General features: G+C 65.0%; 11 protein-coding genes. 5 read left to right on the top strand and 6 right to left on the bottom strand.

From position 1 onward, the window contains the following. Positions 1 to 47 precede the first annotated feature (47 nt). Entirely contained in the window at positions 48 to 2,144 is a 2,097-nt protein-coding gene (locus HGB51_RS05100; protein ID WP_216666714.1) for a M13 family metallopeptidase, read from the bottom strand. 212 nt (positions 2,145 to 2,356) lie between these two features. Here HGB51_RS05100 and HGB51_RS05095 point away from each other — a divergent pair, with 212 nt between their 5' ends. Further along, the gene (locus HGB51_RS05095) at positions 2,357 to 3,952 is read left to right on the top strand and encodes a phytoene desaturase family protein (RefSeq protein WP_070207639.1); all 1,596 of its coding nucleotides are present in this window, start codon (positions 2,357 to 2,359) and stop codon (positions 3,950 to 3,952) included. 81 nt (positions 3,953 to 4,033) lie between these two features. Here the strand turns inward: HGB51_RS05095 and HGB51_RS05090 are convergent, their stop codons facing one another. Continuing rightward, positions 4,034 to 6,064: an alpha/beta hydrolase family protein gene (locus HGB51_RS05090; RefSeq protein WP_070207640.1), complete on the bottom strand. Its 2,031-nt coding sequence runs from the start codon at positions 6,062 to 6,064 to the stop codon at positions 4,034 to 4,036. Between the two features lie 95 nt (positions 6,065 to 6,159). Next, positions 6,160 to 9,144, bottom strand: coding sequence for a TonB-dependent receptor plug domain-containing protein (locus HGB51_RS05085; protein ID WP_070207641.1), 2,985 nt, complete (start codon positions 9,142 to 9,144; stop codon positions 6,160 to 6,162). 433 nt (positions 9,145 to 9,577) lie between these two features. Here HGB51_RS05085 and apbC point away from each other — a divergent pair, with 433 nt between their 5' ends. Together apbC and dcd are read left to right on the top strand one after the other, a co-directional pair. Beyond that, positions 9,578 to 10,474: an iron-sulfur cluster carrier protein ApbC gene (apbC, locus tag HGB51_RS05080; protein WP_070207642.1), complete on the top strand. Its 897-nt coding sequence runs from the start codon at positions 9,578 to 9,580 to the stop codon at positions 10,472 to 10,474. Between the two features lie 45 nt (positions 10,475 to 10,519). Further along, complete coding sequence (dcd, locus tag HGB51_RS05075) at positions 10,520 to 11,092, top strand: dCTP deaminase (RefSeq protein ID WP_070207643.1); 573 nt, start codon at positions 10,520 to 10,522, stop codon at positions 11,090 to 11,092. A 73-nt stretch (positions 11,093 to 11,165) separates the two neighbouring features. Here the strand turns inward: dcd and HGB51_RS05070 are convergent, their stop codons facing one another. The 3 genes from HGB51_RS05070 to HGB51_RS05060 are packed head-to-tail and all read right to left on the bottom strand — an operon-like array spanning position 11,166 to position 12,440. Next, on the bottom strand, positions 11,166 to 11,333 hold the full coding sequence (locus HGB51_RS05070) for a LiaI-LiaF-like domain-containing protein (RefSeq protein WP_093533394.1): 168 nt from the start codon (positions 11,331 to 11,333) through the stop codon (positions 11,166 to 11,168). Between the two features lie 16 nt (positions 11,334 to 11,349). Then, complete coding sequence (locus HGB51_RS05065; RefSeq protein ID WP_070207644.1) at positions 11,350 to 11,772, bottom strand: HIT family protein; 423 nt, start codon at positions 11,770 to 11,772, stop codon at positions 11,350 to 11,352. Then, positions 11,769 to 12,440, bottom strand: a complete 672-nt coding sequence (locus tag HGB51_RS05060; protein WP_070207645.1) for a dienelactone hydrolase family protein — start codon at positions 12,438 to 12,440, stop codon at positions 11,769 to 11,771. The genes HGB51_RS05065 and HGB51_RS05060 overlap by 4 nt, the downstream gene beginning before the upstream one ends. A 242-nt stretch (positions 12,441 to 12,682) precedes the next feature. On the opposite strand from HGB51_RS05060, the gene HGB51_RS05055 reads away from it, so the two are divergent. Both HGB51_RS05055 and rimO read left to right on the top strand, forming a co-directional pair. Continuing rightward, a complete protein-coding gene (locus HGB51_RS05055) occupies positions 12,683 to 13,516 on the top strand; it encodes a sel1 repeat family protein (RefSeq protein WP_171966746.1) in 834 nt (277 codons plus the stop codon). Positions 13,517 to 14,228: 712 nt separating this feature from the next. Next, on the top strand, positions 14,229 to 15,596 hold the full coding sequence (gene rimO / locus HGB51_RS05050) for a 30S ribosomal protein S12 methylthiotransferase RimO (protein WP_070207647.1): 1,368 nt from the start codon (positions 14,229 to 14,231) through the stop codon (positions 15,594 to 15,596). Positions 15,597 to 15,602 lie beyond the last annotated feature (6 nt).

The raw sequence follows: 15,602 nt of genomic DNA, 5'->3' as shown, positions 1-15,602 counted from the left end.
GCCCGGGCCTTCGTGCGCATTCACGCATCACGCAGGAACGTGATGGATTACCAGATCACGACCTGCTTGTCGCCGGCGCGGACCATCGGCGAACCCGGCTTGCACTCGAACGCCTTCGCGAAGGTCGGCAGGTTCGACGGCGCGCCCATGGCACGGAACGCGGCCGGGGCGTGCGGATCGGTCTTCAGGCGGACCGCCGCGTTTTCCGGGGTGTACTTGGTGCGCCACACGGTGGCCCAGTTGAAGAAGAAGCGCTGGTCGCGGCTGAGGCCGTCCACCATCGGGTCTTCCTTGCCGGCGCTGGCCTTCTGCAGGGCGTCGTACGCGGTCGCCAGGCCACCCAGGTCGGCGATGTTCTCGCCCAGGGTCAGCTTGCCGTTCACCGCCGTGTCGCCCACCTTGTAGCCGTCGAACTGGTTGACCAGCTTGCCGGTCAGGCCGCTGAAGTTCTTGGTGTCAGCCTCGCTCCACCAGTTCTCGAAGTTGCCGGTCGGCCCGAAGCGGCTGCCCTGGTCGTCGTAACCGTGGGTCATTTCGTGGCCGATCACCGCACCGATGCCGCCGTAGTTCAGCGCGTCGTCGGCCTTCGGGTCGAAGAACGGCGGCTGCAGGATGGCGGCCGGGAACACGATCTCGTTCTGCAGCGGGTTGTAGTACGCGTTGACCGTCTGCGGGGTCATGCCCCACTCGGTCTTGTCGACCGGCTTGCCGATCTTGGATAGGGCGAACTTGTAGTTGAACTCGTTGGCCGCGCGCACGTTGCCGAAGTAGCTGTCACGGCCGGTGGTCAGCCCGCTCCAGTCGCGCCACTTGTCCGGGTAGCCGATCTTCGGGGTGAAGGTTTCCCACTTGGCGATGGCCTTGGCCTTGGTTTCGTCGCTCATCCAGGTCAGGCCCTGGATGCGCTCCTTGAGGGAGGCGGCCAGGTTCTTGACGAGCTCTTCCATCTTGGCCTTGGATTCGGGCGAGAAGGCGACCTTGACGTACAGCTGGCCGAACGCTTCGCCGGCATCGTTTTCGATGGTGCCCAGCACGCGCTTCCAACGCGGCTTCATTTCCTTCTGGCCGTTGAGGGTCTTGCCGTAGAACTGGAAGTTCTGGTCGGCGAAGGCGTCGGACAGGTACGGCGAGGCGCCGTCGATGGTGCGGAAGCGCAGGTAGGAACGCCACACCGACGGGTCGGTGTCGCCCAGCGCCTTGCTCACTTCCTGGTGGAAGCCCGGAATGGCCAGCGAGAACTTCTCCGGCGCGGCAATGCCCTGCGCCTTGAAGAACTCGGTCCAGCTGAAGTTCGGGGTGAGCTTGTCGGCGTCGGCGACGCTGACCGGGTTGTAGTACAGCGACACATCGCGCGAGAGCTGCTCGCTGGACTTGGACGCCTTGGCCAGGCGGGTTTCGAACTTGACCACGTCCGCAGCCTGCTTGGCGGCGTCTTCAGCGGTCGCGCCGGAAAGTTCCAGCACCTTGGCCACGTGCGCCTGGTAGGCCTTCAGCTTGTCGGCGTTCTTGGCATCGGTGTAGTAGGTGGTGTCCGGCAGGCCCAGGCCGCCCTGGCTGGCGTAGGCGATGTTCTGCGAGGAGTTCTTGAAGTCCGCTTCCGGACCGAAGCCGAACAGCACGTTCTCGCCCTTGGCCGCGCTGGTGCGCAGGTAGTTGGCGATGGCGTCCTTGTCCTGCAGGGCGTCGATGGCGGCCAGGTCGGCCTTGATCGGCTCGATGCCCTGCGCGTTGATCTTGGCTTCGTCCATGCCGGTGGCCCAGAAGTCGCCGACGATCTTTTCGATACCGGTCGGGTTCTTCACCGCCGCGACCTGTTCGGCCAGCTGGTGCTGCACGGCGACCGAGCGCTCGTCCAGGATGGTGAAGGCGCCCCAGCTGGTGCGGTCGCCCGGGATTTCATTGGCGGCCAGCCACTTGCTGTTCACGTAGTCGCCGAACGCGGTGCAGGCGTCCAGGCTCTTGTCCAGGTCGGACGGGTGGAAGGCGTTGTAGGCCGGCAGCTTGCTTTCGTCGAGCTTGAACTCGGTGGCGGCCGGGGCAGCGGCGGTCGGGGTGGCGGTGGAGGCCGCGCTGTCCGTAGCCGGTGCTTCGTTCTTGCCGCAGCCGACCAGCGCGGCCGAAACGGCCAGGGTCAGCAGAATCATTTTGGGAGTGCGAGAGATCACGTGTTGGCCTCCGGGCCGAAGAATCTTTCAGGGTGGCCCCACCCGGGGCCGTGGGCCAGACGATACGCCGCTGGACCGGCCTGCAAGGGTGTCGAAGGTCATGGCCGAACACAAGCCGCCACTGCGTGACAGGTCTTCACACGACTGCCACCGCAGGACAAGCGGCCGCGCGCCGGTGTATACAACCGTCCATGGGCACTTCCAACGCGCGTGGGTGGGATGCGGTCATCATTGGCGGCGGGCACAACGGCCTGGTCTGCGCGGCCTACCTGGCCCGGGCCGGGCGCCGCGTGCTGGTGCTGGAGCGGCGCGGCTTGGTCGGGGGCGCGGCGGTCACCGAGGAATTCCATCCCGGTTTCCGCAATTCGGTCGCGTCCTATACGGTGTCGCTGCTGCAGCCGCGCATCATCCAGGAGCTGGCGCTGGCCGAGCATGGCCTGCGCGTGGTGCCCCGCCGGATCAACAACTTCCTGCCGCTGCAGGGCGACTACCTGCTGGCCGGTGCCGGGCTGACCCCGTCCGAGGTAGCGCGCTTCTCCGCGCGCGACGCCGAGCGCCTGCCGGCGTTCGAGCGACGCCTGGAAGCCTTTGCCGACGTGCTGCGCGAGCTGGCCCTGCAGGCGCCGCCGAACGTGGGTGACGGCCATTGGCTGACCCAGCTGCCGGCGTTGTGGCAGGCCGGGCAGCTCGGACGGCGACTGCATGGGCTGCCGCCCGCGCTGCGCCAGGAGCTGCTGGACCTGTTCACCATTTCCGCAGCCGAGTACCTCGACCGCTGGTTCGACAGCGAGCCGGTCAAGGCACTGTTCGGCTTCGACGGCATTGTCGGCAACTACGCAAGCCCGGAGGCGCCGGGGTCGGCCTATGTATTGCTGCACCACGCCTTCGGCGAGAGCAACGGGGTCAAGGGGGCCTGGGGCCATGCCATCGGCGGCATGGGTGCGATCACCCAGGCGATGGCGCGTTCTGCCATTGCCGCCGGTGCGGAGATACGTACCGACTGCGGGGTGGCGCGGGTGCTGGTCGAACACGGTCGCGCGATCGGGGTGGAAACGCTGCACGGCGAACACATCCACGCGCGTGCGGTGGTGGCCAACGTCAATCCGAAGCTGCTCTACGAGCAGCTGCTTGCGCCGGAGCAGGTACCGATCGCCACGCGCGAACGCATGGCCAACTGGCGGTGTGCCTCGGGCACGTTCCGGATGAACGTGGCGTTGTCGGCGCTGCCGTCATTCAGCGTACTGCCGGGGGCAGGGGACCACCTCACCGCCGGCATCATCATCGCGCCGAGCCTGGCGTACATGGAGCGCGCCTATACCGACGCGCGACAGTTCGGCTGGTCGCGCGAACCGATCGTGGAGCTGCTGATTCCCAGCACACTGGACGACTCGTTGGCACCGCCCGGGCAGCATGTGGCCAGCCTGTTCTGCCAGCACGTGGCGCCGGTGCCGCCCGGTGGACGCAGTTGGGATGACCATCGCGAAGAAGTGGCGGATCTGATGATCGCCACCGTGGACCGGCACGCGCCGGGGTTTGCGGATCTCGTGCTGGGGCGGCAGGTGTTGAGCCCACTGGATCTCGAGCGCACGTTCGGTTTGATCGGCGGCGACATCTTCCATGGCGCGCTGAGCCTCAACCAACTGTTCAGTGCTCGGCCGATGCTGGGGCAGGCGGATTATCGCGGGGCGCTGCCGGGGCTGTATCTGTGCGGGGCGGGCACGCATCCCGGTGGTGGGGTGACCGGTGCGCCCGGGCACAATGCGGCGAAGGTGATTCTTTCGGGCTGAAATGACATCGGCCACCCGAGGGTGGCCGATGTTGGTCTGCGAGGACACGCCATGCGTGTCTCCACGGGTACCACCGGCGCCTTAAAGCCCGCCGCCGCCGCAACCCTTGCCGAGGTAATCGTCGATCAGCTTCAGCTGGTCGCCCATGATCTCGCGGGTCCAGGCCGGACCGTGCGCGTAGTCGGCGATGGCGTGGTACTCCACCGGCTGGCCGGAGCTCTTGGCCTTGGCCACGAACCATTCGGACTGCTCGATCGGCACGGTGCGGTCGCGGTCGCCGTGGTAGACCATCAGCGGGATCTTGATCTCGCCGGCCTTGTCCAGTGGGTTCAGGCCGTCCACCGTCTTGGCCTGGGCCTGGCGGAAGAACGGGTTGGTGTAGAACCGCGACCAGATCTTCTTGATGTCGGACACGCCGGCACCGGCAATGGCGCACTTGTACAGGCCATTGGGACGCACGGATGCGGCAAAGGCCGAGTAGCCGCCATAGGAGAAGCCGAACATGGCGATGTGGCCGGGCTGGGCGATCTTCTGCTCGATCATCCACTTGGCGCCGTCGTCCTTGTCGTCCTGCATCTTCTGTCCCCACTCGGCGTCGCCGGCCATCCACAGCTTGCGGCTCCAGTCGGCCGAGCCGCGGAACTGCGGGCGCAGCACGGCCATGCAGCGCGAGGCCATCAGCGGCACCCACATCGAGCCGTCGAAGTCCATGCCGTCGCGGGCCCACGGGCCACCGTGCGGATGCACCACCGCCTTCCACGGACCGGCACCGCACAGCTCGGTGTTCGGGGTGGTCAGGAACGCCGGGATGTCCAGGCCGTCGCGGGCCTTGTAGTACACCAGCCTGGTGGTGCCCAGGGAGGCAGGGTCGATCTGCGGGTAGGTCTTGGCCAGCTCGGTCAGCTGCCCGTTGTTGAACAGGTAGTAGACCGGCGGGTCGGACGGACCGGAGACCGAGACCAGGAAGGTCTTGAGGTTGGCGCTGTAGTCCAGCAGGCGGATCGACTTGCCAGCATCGAGCTGGGTCGTTGCGCGCTGGCCGGTGGCTGGATCAACCAGCGTCACCTCGCTGGCGGTGATCCCCAGTGCCTGGCGCAGGCCCTGCTCCAGCGACTTGAACGTCGGGTCGGTCCACTGGATCTCGTTCTCACGTGGCCCCAGGTATCCCACGCCGAGCAGCGCGCCGAACGGCACGCCCTCCACGTTCCTGTAGCGGTTCATCACCACGTTGCCGGCATTGAAGAACTTGTGCTCGAACAGCACTTCCTTCTGCTTGCGTGCGGCGATGTCGTATTCGTAGATGACGGTCTTGTCGCGCCCAACGTTGCTCTGGATGAAGGCAATGTTCGGGTCATCGGCAAACCCCACCACCTGGGTGATGTCGCGGTCCTTCACGTGCGAACGGAAGTGCTCTTCCCACGCGTTGGTGGCCGGATTGCGGAACTCGGTTGCCACATAGGCGCCGGTACCGTCCACGTCCTGGCGCAGGCGCGCGCGCAGCTCGCTGTTGAGGTCGGTGACGTAACCGGCCACGCGCTCTTCAGTCTTCTGGATGCGCTGGGAGGTGAAGGTGCGCAGGTTGACCTTGTACACGTCACCGGAATTGCTGCCTGAGCCATTGACCACCAGGACGTGGTCCGGATCGTTGGGCAGGATGTCGAGCACGGTGGAGTTGGACAGCGCCTGTTCCAGCTCTTCATTGCGGCTGGTGGTGCGGGCCGGGGTGATCGGCTCCTTCCACTGCTTGCCTTCGGTGTCGGTGATGAAGAACTTGCTGATGAAGGTCTTGTTGACCCGGTCGGTGCGCAGGTCGTAGGGCTGCCACAGGCTGACCGCGAGCAGGCCGTTCTTGATGAAACTCACGCTCTGGAATTTCATGCGTCCGGCACCGATCACGGTCGGCGGCTTGTCCAGGGCATTGGTTTCCCAGACCACGATCACGCGCTCCTCGCCATTGGCGCGCAGGCCGGCGATGTGCTTCCCATCGGGGGACAGGGACAGGCTGGAGATGGCGGGGAACGCGGCCATCTGTTCGATGGTCGGTGCCACCGGCTTGGCGTGCAGCAGCGATGAAGCGCTGGCCAGGGCGGCCAGCAGAAGAATCCGTTTCATTGAAAGCCTCAGTTCGTGGAGCGGGCCGACCACCGGTTTACCAGGGCCGGAAACGAAACCGCCGCCCCGAAGGGCGGCGGATCGTCAAGCGAAAATCAGAACGAGTAGGTCACGTTCGCGAAGTACTGGCGGCCCCAGTAGTCGAAGCCGCTGTACAGCAACGCATTGCCGACGGTGCTGTACACACCCTGGGAAATGGTCGGCGGTTCCTTGTCCGCCAGGTTGCGAACGCCAACGGTGGCCGACCACTTGTCCGCTTCGTACTGCACCGAGAACGACTGCAGGAAGTAGTTCGGGGTGTAGATCTTGTACGGCGAGGTTGCCGGGTCGAACAGGCCCGGGTTGCGCTCCTCGTAGTACGCGTAGCTGTCCATCTGGTCGATCCAGTCCAGGCCGTAACGGACCTGCCACTCCTTCCACTTGTAGGCCATGTCGAACGTGGCCGTGTTGGCCGGGGTTCCCAGCATGCCGGCGTAGTTGATCAGCGGGTCGTCCTGGAAGATCTTGCTGGACTGCTCGATGTAGTGGGTGTACTGGGTGGTGGTGCGGAACTCACCCGGGCCGATGTCACGGACATAACGCAGGGTCAGGTCCACGCCGCGCACCTTGTCGGTGGAGACGTTGATGAAGCCGTTGGTGACGGTCAGTGCGTTGTTGACCGGGTTGCGGTCGACCAGGCGGCACAGGCCGTTGCCAGCGAGGAAGTCGGCGGTCGCGCTGCCGTAGCAGGCATTCAGGATGCCGGCGCCGCCAGCAGCCTGCACGCCGTTCTCGACCTTGATGTCGAAGTAGTCGGCGGCGAAGGACAGGTCACCGAAACCGCTGCCGAACTCCGGCTGGATCACCACGCCTAGGGTCTTGGCGGTGGAGGTTTCCGCCTTCAGGCCGGTTTCCGCGCCACCCTGGGTGATCACGGTCACGCCCTGGGTTGCGATGTAGTCGTTCGGCAGGCCTTCTGCGGCGCAGTTCTGGTAGCGAATGGACGACGGGTCACGGTCGCCGTACTCGTTGCAGGGGTCGGAGGTGCTGCCCAGGAAGCCGGTGGTGCCACCCAGGAACTGTTCGTACAGCGCCGGGGCGCGGTAGGAGGTGCCGTAGGACGCACGGAACGACAGCCACTTCACCGGGGTCCACAGGCCACCGATCTTGTAGGTCTCATCCGAACCGTAGGACTCATAGTCGGTGTAACGGCCGGACAGGTTAACGGTCAGTTCTTCGGCAGCGGTCACGCCGGACAGCAGCGGGAATTCCAACTCGCCGTAGACTTCGGTGACCGAGTCGCTGCCGCGGGTGGGCGCAGCGGAGGTCAGGTTGAACAGGTCGCCGTCGATGGAGTACTGCGACGGGCTGTCGTCGATCTTCGCCTTGCGGTATTCCGCACCGAACGCGCCGCGGACCGTGCCATGCGGCATGTCGAACAGCGGGCCGTTGACGTTGAAGTTGACCGTGTCTTCCTTGTACTTGGTGTTGCCGGTGACCGGCACGAACACCCAGTTCTTCCAGTCCGCCGGCAGGTTGCCGCCGATGGTGTTGGTGTTCAGCCCAGGGGCCGCGATGCAGCCGTTGGACGGGTCGACGCAGGAGAAGCCGCCGGCACCGTTGGACACAACGTTCAGGCTCTGCGCCAGGCGGCTGGTCAGGAAGCTCTGGAAGGTGTAGTCGGCGTTGTTGTCCGAATGCATGACGTTGAAGTCGTACTTCCAGTCAGCAGTCAGGTTGCCACGCAGGCCGGCGTTGAAGCGGTAGTAGTCGACGTTCTGCTTGTTCTGGTCGTTGCCGAAGCCGATGAAGGCACGCACGCCCATCGGCGCGCCGTTGGTCAGGTTGGTCGCCGGACCCGCCACGCTGTCCCGCAGGTTGGCCGGGATCAGCGGGCTGCCCACGGCGTAGTCGAGCGACAGCTGGCGGTAGCCGGTCTGGGTCGACTTGCGCTTGTTGCCCAGGAACTCGTAGTACAGCTCGGCATCGCCCATCGCGCCGAGGTCGAAGCCACCCTGCAGGAACAGGGTGTGGGTCTTGGCCGGCGAGATCAGCGACTGGTTCAGCATGGCGTCTTCGAAGGTGTCACGGCTGAGCGTGCTCACGCCTTCGTAGCCGACCAGGCCGGTGGTGACGGCCGCATTCGGTCGCCAACGGTTGAAGCGGGTGCCGGCGGTGCCCGGTGCGGCGACGCCGGTACGGGTGTTGGTGCCGATCGTGTTGATGGTCACGCCGCCCGCATCCAGGGTGTAGCACTTCGACTTGCCGGTCAGCGGGTCGATGAAGTCGCCGCTGCCCCAGTAGTCGCCCACGTCGATGTCGCGGTACTTGTCGGTGGCGCAACGGGTCCAGTCACGGTCGCGCAGGCTCAGGTCGTTACGGGTGTAGTACTCGTACGAACCGGAGAAGTGCGAACGCTCGCCGGTGGTGCCGAACATGATCGAGTAACGGCGCTGGTCACCGCCGCCACCGTCGGTGGCGTTGTGCTGGCCTTCGAAGGAAACGCCGTCGACCTTGGTCTTGGTGACGATGTTGATGACGCCGGCCACGGCGTCGGAGCCGTAAATCGACGAAGCGCCGTCCTTCAGGATTTCAATGCGGTCCACGATCGCATTCGGCAGCACGTTCAGGTCGGCCGAACCGACCGCACCACGCGAACCTGCCGGCGCCACGCGGCGGCCGTTGAGCAGGATCAGGGTACGGGTCGGGCCCAGGCCGCGCAGGCCCAGGGTGTTGGCGCCCGGGCCGCCGTCGGTGACGTAGCCGCCGTACGCGTTGTTGATCTGCGAGGAACCGGTGGTGACCGCGGTGCTCTGCAGCACGTCGGTGGTGGAGTTGAAGCCGGCAAGCACCGACTCCTGGCGGGTCACGACCTGCACCGGCGAAACCGAGTTGAAGGTGTCGCGGCCAATGCGCGAACCGGTCACGGTGACGGTGTCGAAGTTGGTGGTGGCCTTGGCCTTCTCTGCGGCCAGTTCTTCCTGCGTCTTGGCCCGGGTCTCGGTGGTGTCCTGCGCGAACGCCGGTGCCGCCGCGAACACCATGGCGGTGGCCAGGGCGAAGCTCAGCGGATTCCGGCTGAGCGACTTGCGATTCATCATGTGTGGATCCCCTTGGAACGATCGATTGCGTCAAACACCGGTGACATGGACCAGCAGGCGTCTCCGTGTGCCCTCGGATCAGGTCTGGGCAGCTGACTGCCCCCTGTCTAACCAGCCTTCACGAGCTGATGATTCGAGGTTAACACGGCCTTAACGCAACCTGTCAACTGTTCATCAAGAGGTCATAAAGACAAGTTAGGCAAAGCCTGGCTTTCGTTCTCATTTGTTCTGTAAGTCATTGAGTAGAAAGATCGTTTATTTGGTTTTGAATGAAACAATTTTTGCAATACTGTGACGTATGCACCACTCGTTTTCTGGCCGGATACGTCATTGGAATCCGTCGATGTCCGCTTGATGGCCTGTCGGGAGCGTCCAGGACAGCCTCAAGACAGCGCAGGACAACCCGCCGCGCCGCCCGACCGGCTGCTCTATCATGGGCGGCTTCCCGCAATGCTTTTCCGGAGTGCCCGCAGTGAGTGCCAGCCCGTCTCGACGTCCCCATGCCAGCCAGGTGCAGAAGGGGCTGTCCCTTCATCCGCGCGTCCGTAACGTGATCGCGGTCGGGTCGGGCAAGGGCGGGGTGGGCAAGTCCACCACGGCGGTGAACCTGGCGGTGGCGCTGGCCAAGCTCGGGGCCCGGGTCGGCCTGCTGGACGCGGACATCTACGGCCCCAGCGTGCCGATGATGCTGGGCCTGAGCGGTCGCCCGGAAAGCCCGGACAACAAGTCGATCGAGCCGCTGCGCGCGTTCGGGGTGGAGACCATGTCGATCGGCTACCTGATCGAGGACGAGACCCCGATGATCTGGCGCGGTCCGATGGCCACCTCGGCCATGACCCAGTTCTTCAACGACACCCTGTGGGACGACCTGGACTACCTGCTGATCGACCTGCCGCCGGGCACCGGTGACATCCAGCTGACCCTGACCCAGAAGATTCCGCTGGCCGGGGCGGTGATCGTCACCACCCCGCAGGACATCGCCACGCTGGATGCGAAGAAGGCGCTGAAGATGTTCGAGAAGGTCGAAGTGCCGGTGCTGGGCATCGTCGAGAACATGGCGGTGCACACCTGCAGCAACTGCGGCCAGGTCGAGCACCTGTTCGGCGACGGCGGCGGCGAGCGCATGGCCGCGCAGTACGGCGTGCCGCTGCTGGGCTCGCTGCCGCTGGACATCGGCATCCGCGAACAGGGCGATGTCGGCACCCCGATCACCGCCGCCGCGCCGGACTCCCCGGCCGCGCAGGCCTACCTGCGTGCCGCGCAGCGGCTGGTGGAGGAGGTGGCCAAGCGCCCGCGCGCCAGCATCCCGATCCTGTCCTCGCTGCTCTGAGCTGTTTAGAATCAGTCCCCACCGCGCCCCACACCCAGGACCCCCATGAGCATCAAGAGTGACCGCTGGATCCGCCGCATGTCCGAACAGCACGGCATGATCGAGCCGTTCGAAGCGGGCCAGGTCAAGCAGGCCAACGGCCAGCGCATCGTCAGCTACGGCACCTCCAGCTACGGCTACGACGTGCGCTGCTCGCGCGAGTTCAAGGTGTTCACCAACATCAACTCCACCATCGTCGACCCCAAGCACTTCGACCCGGGCAGCTTCGTGGACATCGTCGGCGACGAATGCATCATTCCGCCGAACAGCTTCGCGCTGGCGCGCACCGTGGAGTACTTCCGCATTCCGCGCGACACCCTGGTGGTGTGCCTGGGCAAGAGCACCTACGCGCGCTGCGGCATCATCGTCAACGTGACCCCGCTGGAACCGGAGTGGGAAGGCCACGTCACCCTGGAATTCAGCAACACCACGCCGCTGCCTGCGCGCATCTACGCCAACGAAGGCGTGGCGCAGATGCTGTTCTTCCAGGCCGACAGCGACGACGTCTGCGAGACCTCGTACAAGGACCGCGGTGGCAAGTACCAGGGCCAGACCGGCGTGACCCTGCCGCGGACCTGATCGCCGCAAGGGGGCACAAAAAAAGCGCGGATCGCTCCGCGCTTTTTTTTTGTCTGCCGGGCAGGGCCCGGCGCTACTTTCCGCGACCGAACAGCAGTCCGATCCCCACCGCCACCAGGATCACCGGCCACCAGGTAAGGATCAGGCGACCGAGGTTCATGTTGGTCCAGCCCAGGTTGCTGGCCAGCAGGAACAGGCCGACGAGGATCAGGACGATGGCAGCGACGAGGTTGGAGCGCATCAGGGGCAGGGTCCGCTTAGGGCTGGGGCGAATATCCTAGCCGTTCCTTCCACATCGCGACATGCTCTTTGAGCACCGCGTCGTCGAACTTGCGCGGCTGGCCGTTGCCCCACACCGGGCCCGGCCACAGCGGATCGCCGTTGTGCCGGCCGACCACGTGGAAATGCAGCTGCGGCACGATGTTGCCGAGCGTGGCGATATTGATCTTCTCGACCCCGTCGGTGCCCATCAGGGCCCGGCTGGCGCGGGACAGTTCAATGCGCAGCTTGTCCTGCTGGTCGCCGCTCAGCTCCATCCATTCGGTGATGCCGGTCACGCGCGGCACCAGCAAAAGCCAGGGGAAACGTTCGTCGTTCATCAACCGCACTTGCGACAGCGGGCCTTCGTCCACCAGCACGCTGTTGCTGGCCAGGCGTGAATCCAGTTCAAAATCGCTCATCCAAGATGCTCCGAAAAGAAGTCCAGGGTGCGTTGCAGCGCCAGGGCGGCGCTGTCTGGATCATACGCGTGTCCGACGCTGCGGTTGAAGGCGTGGTCGGCCGGGTAGACGAAGGTGGCCATCTGCGGCAGCTTTTCGCGGTGGGCCTGGACGGCTTCGGGCGGAATGCTCTTGTCCTGGGCGCCGAAGTGGAACATGACCGGGGCCTTGGCCGGTTCATCCAGGAACTGGGTGTTGCGCGCGCCGTAGTAGCTGACCGAGGGCAGGCCCAGGCGCAGCGCCGCGAGCAGGGCGACGCTGCCGCCCCAGCAGTAGCCCACGGTGCCGACCTTGCCGGACGGGGCCAGCCGCGAAGCGGCCGCGCGGACCACCTCCAGCGCCTTTTCCATGCCCAGCGCGGTGACATGCGCGAGGCCCTGCTTCACCCCGTCCGGGTCGTAGGGCAGGGCGTCGGGATCGGCCCCGGTGCCGTCCAGCAGGTCGAAGAACGAGGGCGCCAGCACCGCATAGCCTTCTGCGGCAAAGCCCTCTGCCACCTCGCGGATGTGCGCGTTGGCGCCGAAGATCTCCTGGATGACCACCAGGCCCCCACGCGGCTTGCCTTCCGGCAGGGCCTGCCAGGCCCGGACCGGACCATGATGCGTATCGAACGTAACCCACTCACCCATTGCCGGACTCCGATTGGTTCAGGCGTTCATTATCGGGCCCGGCAGGGTTAGCAGGGTGTCAGAGCCTTTGCCTTGTCTGTCTGTCGACGCCGAAATGTGCGGCCGCACAACCGCATCGGAGTTTCCGCACGAGCGGCTGCAACCTCCGCTCACAGAAGCTCTCTGACTTCACCGATGGGATCTGCGCGTCCACCCTCCCATCCTTGCTCCATCGCGGTGCGGATGCGCAGGGAGACACGTCAATGGTTCGATTGTGGATGCCGGCAGTGGTGTTACTGCTGCTGATTGGTTGCGAAAAAGACACGGCAGCGAAGTCGCCTCATGTCAGGGATGGACCTGTTGGGCAGGTGGACGGCGGCGAAGGAGGTGCCAGGCGCGAGGAGCCGCAGACCGGTCCGACGTTCGATCCAGAAATGAAGAACGGGTTGGTCAAGGAGGTCCTGAGCGGCCGTGCATTCACGGTAAGGGACTTCGGCTCGCCCCCCGATGGTAACGCTGAGGACGTCATCCGCGGCTTGGAGGAGGAGGCACGCGGCGGCAGTGGAGCCGCCTCCTACGCGATCCACCTGAAGCTCTGGCAGTGCGCCAACGTGCTCAAACCCGGACGGGAGAGAGCGTCTGTGGACGCGCAGCGGTGGAAGGAATGCAAGGACCTTACGCCTGGGCGATTGGAGGAATCCATCGACTGGCTACGCCTGGCTTCGCGTCAGGGACACCTCGGCGCCCAGATCCAGTTTTCTTCAGATGCTGACGCAGTGGTGGGTGGAATGCAGGGCGTGTTCAGAAACCCCGATTCCATCGACGAATTCAAGCAGGCCGCTGTCGGTTTCATGGGTGCTGCGGCCAAGCGCGGCAGCGTGGATGCACTGATGTGGCTGGGCGACACGTATCGGTATGGCGTCATTGCAGAGCAGGACCCTGCCAGGAGTCATGCGTACTACCTGGCGATCAACCGTGCCGCACCTGACCTTGTTTCCCAGCGACTCCTGCAGACGATTGGAAAAGATCTGACGCCTCGGGAGCTCGAACGTTCGCAACTCATGTCCAAGGAGATTTACGATGAATGCTGCAAGTAGGCAGGCGTGCAGAAAGACCACGCGATCCAGAATAATCGTGTTCGGATGCGTGGCACTTTCCATAGGCATCGTGGGTGCATCACTTTATGCATTCGAAAGAGGGCCCATCTTCTGCAACAACGGTTGTCTGGTTGGTGCTCCAGTAAGTGATTCAAGAACCAGCGAGTTCATTCAGTCTCAGCTGGTTCCCGTCGATAACGTGCCATTCTGGATGTATGCCACCAATACAACTTACATGGTCTGCAGTCAGACTCATTGTGCGACGTATCGGCAGACCTTCGACGGGCGGTTCATCACCGACGAGCGGATCGAGCGGGTTCCCACCGGCGGGGCCGGCGGTATTGGCAGCGGTAACGGCAACCCCGGGAACGGTGGCGTCGGTGGTGGTAATGGTGGAAGTGGCGCTGGGGGCGGGGGTGGCGGTGGGGGAACTGGTAGCGTGACCGTCGGGAAGCCGGACCAGGTCAGGCCTCCAAATCACGAGAATTGAGCTTGCAGTGGCGCGGATTCACCATGATCCTTGCTGCAGGTGCGTATGGCGACCGAAGCGCCGCTGTACGTCAGACGTTGGTTGGCAGGTCTGTTCAGGTTATCGCAGCCATTCAGCTGGATTCAGGCCTCGGCCTCAACGCCGGTATACTTGCCGCCGTTTCCGGCCCCAGGTCCCCGCGTCATTCCGGCGTGGGCCCAGGCCCCCAGAGTCCCGCGATCCATGTCCCAGCTGAACCCCAAAGTCGGCTTCGTCAGCCTTGGCTGCCCGAAGGCCCTCGTCGATTCCGAGCGCATCCTCACCCAGCTGCGGGCCGAGGGCTACGACATCGTTCCCTCCTACGATTCGGCCGACGTGGTGGTGGTCAACACCTGCGGCTTCATCGATTCGGCGGTGACCGAGTCGCTGGACGCCATCGGCGAGGCGATGAACGCCAACGGCAAGGTGATCGTCACCGGCTGCCTGGGCAAGCGCCCGGAAGAGATCCGCAAGGCCTATCCGGACGTGCTGGCGGTGTCCGGCCCGCAGGACTACACCAGCGTGATGGAAGCGGTGCACGCCGCGCTGCCGCCCAAGCACGACCCGTTCGTGGACCTGGTCCCGGACTACGGCATCAAGCTGACCCCGCGTCACTATGCCTATCTGAAAATTTCCGAAGGCTGCAACCACCATTGCAGCTTCTGCATCATTCCCTCGATGCGCGGCAAGCTGGTCTCGCGCCCGGTGGACGAGGTGCTGCGCGAAGCCGAGCGGCTGGTGCGCGGTGGAGTCAAGGAACTGCTGGTGGTCTCGCAGGACACCTCGGCCTATGGCGTGGACGTGAAGTACGCCGAGCGCATGTGGCGCGACAAGGCCTACCAGACCCGCATGAAGTCGCTGTGCGAAGGGCTGTCCGAACTGGATGCCTGGACCCGCATGCACTATGTGTACCCGTATCCGCACGTGGACGACGTGGTGCCGCTGATGGCCGAGAACCGGATCCTGCCGTACCTGGACATTCCGTTCCAGCACGCCAGCCCGCGCATCCTGAAGCTGATGAAGCGCCCGGGCGCCGTCGACAAGACCCTGGAGCGCGTGCAGCGCTGGCGCCAGCTGTGCCCGGACATCACCGTGCGCTCGACCTTCATCGTCGGCTTCCCCGGCGAGACCGAGGCGGAGTTCGAAGAGCTGCTGTCGTTCCTGGACGAGGCGCAGCTGGACCGCGTGGGCGCGTTCGCCTACTCGCCGGTGACCGGTGCCACCGCCAACGACCTGCCTGGTGCGGTGCCGGAAGAAGTGAAGCAGGAGCGCCTGGCGCGCTTCATGGCCCGCCAGGCGGAGATTTCCGCCGCCCGCCTGGAAGCGAAGATCGGCACGGTGCAGCAGTGCCTGGTCGATGCGATTGAAGACGGTATCGCCGTGGCCCGCTCCAAGGCCGATGCGCCGGAGATCGACGGCCTGGTGCATATCCAGAACGCCGACGAGGCGAAGCTGCGCGTGGGCCAGTTCGTCAACGTGGAGATCACCGAGAGCGACGACCACGACCTGTACGGCGATGCGCTGATCGAGGCGAACGCCGTGGGCCGGCAGCTCGACCTCAAGGTGCTGTGATCGACA

It is taken from the genome of Stenotrophomonas bentonitica (assembly GCF_013185915.1).
Lineage (GTDB): Bacteria > Pseudomonadota > Gammaproteobacteria > Xanthomonadales > Xanthomonadaceae > Stenotrophomonas > Stenotrophomonas bentonitica.
Note: the sequence above shows the minus strand (reverse complement) of the source record. Positions and strands in the feature narration are given on the sequence as shown.

Bases quoted from the DNA above. Each gene is read 5' to 3' on its own strand.
- HGB51_RS05070 (WP_093533394.1), bottom strand. From the start codon at position 11,333: ATGCGCTCCAACCTCGTCGCTGCCATCGTCCTGATCCTCGTCGGCCTG.
- HGB51_RS05090 (WP_070207640.1), bottom strand. From the start codon at position 6,064: ATGAAACGGATTCTTCTGCTGGCCGCCCTGGCCAGCGCTTCATCGCTG.
- HGB51_RS05095 (WP_070207639.1), top strand. From the start codon at position 2,357: ATGGGCACTTCCAACGCGCGTGGGTGGGATGCGGTCATCATTGGCGGC.
- dcd (WP_070207643.1), top strand. From the start codon at position 10,520: ATGAGCATCAAGAGTGACCGCTGGATCCGCCGCATGTCCGAACAGCAC.
- HGB51_RS05065 (WP_070207644.1), bottom strand. From the start codon at position 11,772: ATGAGCGATTTTGAACTGGATTCACGCCTGGCCAGCAACAGCGTGCTG.
- apbC (WP_070207642.1), top strand. From the start codon at position 9,578: ATGGGCGGCTTCCCGCAATGCTTTTCCGGAGTGCCCGCAGTGAGTGCC.
- HGB51_RS05060 (WP_070207645.1), bottom strand. From the start codon at position 12,440: ATGGGTGAGTGGGTTACGTTCGATACGCATCATGGTCCGGTCCGGGCC.
- rimO (WP_070207647.1), top strand. From the start codon at position 14,229: ATGTCCCAGCTGAACCCCAAAGTCGGCTTCGTCAGCCTTGGCTGCCCG.
- HGB51_RS05055 (WP_171966746.1), top strand. From the start codon at position 12,683: ATGGTTCGATTGTGGATGCCGGCAGTGGTGTTACTGCTGCTGATTGGT.
- HGB51_RS05100 (WP_216666714.1), bottom strand. From the start codon at position 2,144: ATGATTCTGCTGACCCTGGCCGTTTCGGCCGCGCTGGTCGGCTGCGGC.
- HGB51_RS05085 (WP_070207641.1), bottom strand. From the start codon at position 9,144: ATGATGAATCGCAAGTCGCTCAGCCGGAATCCGCTGAGCTTCGCCCTG.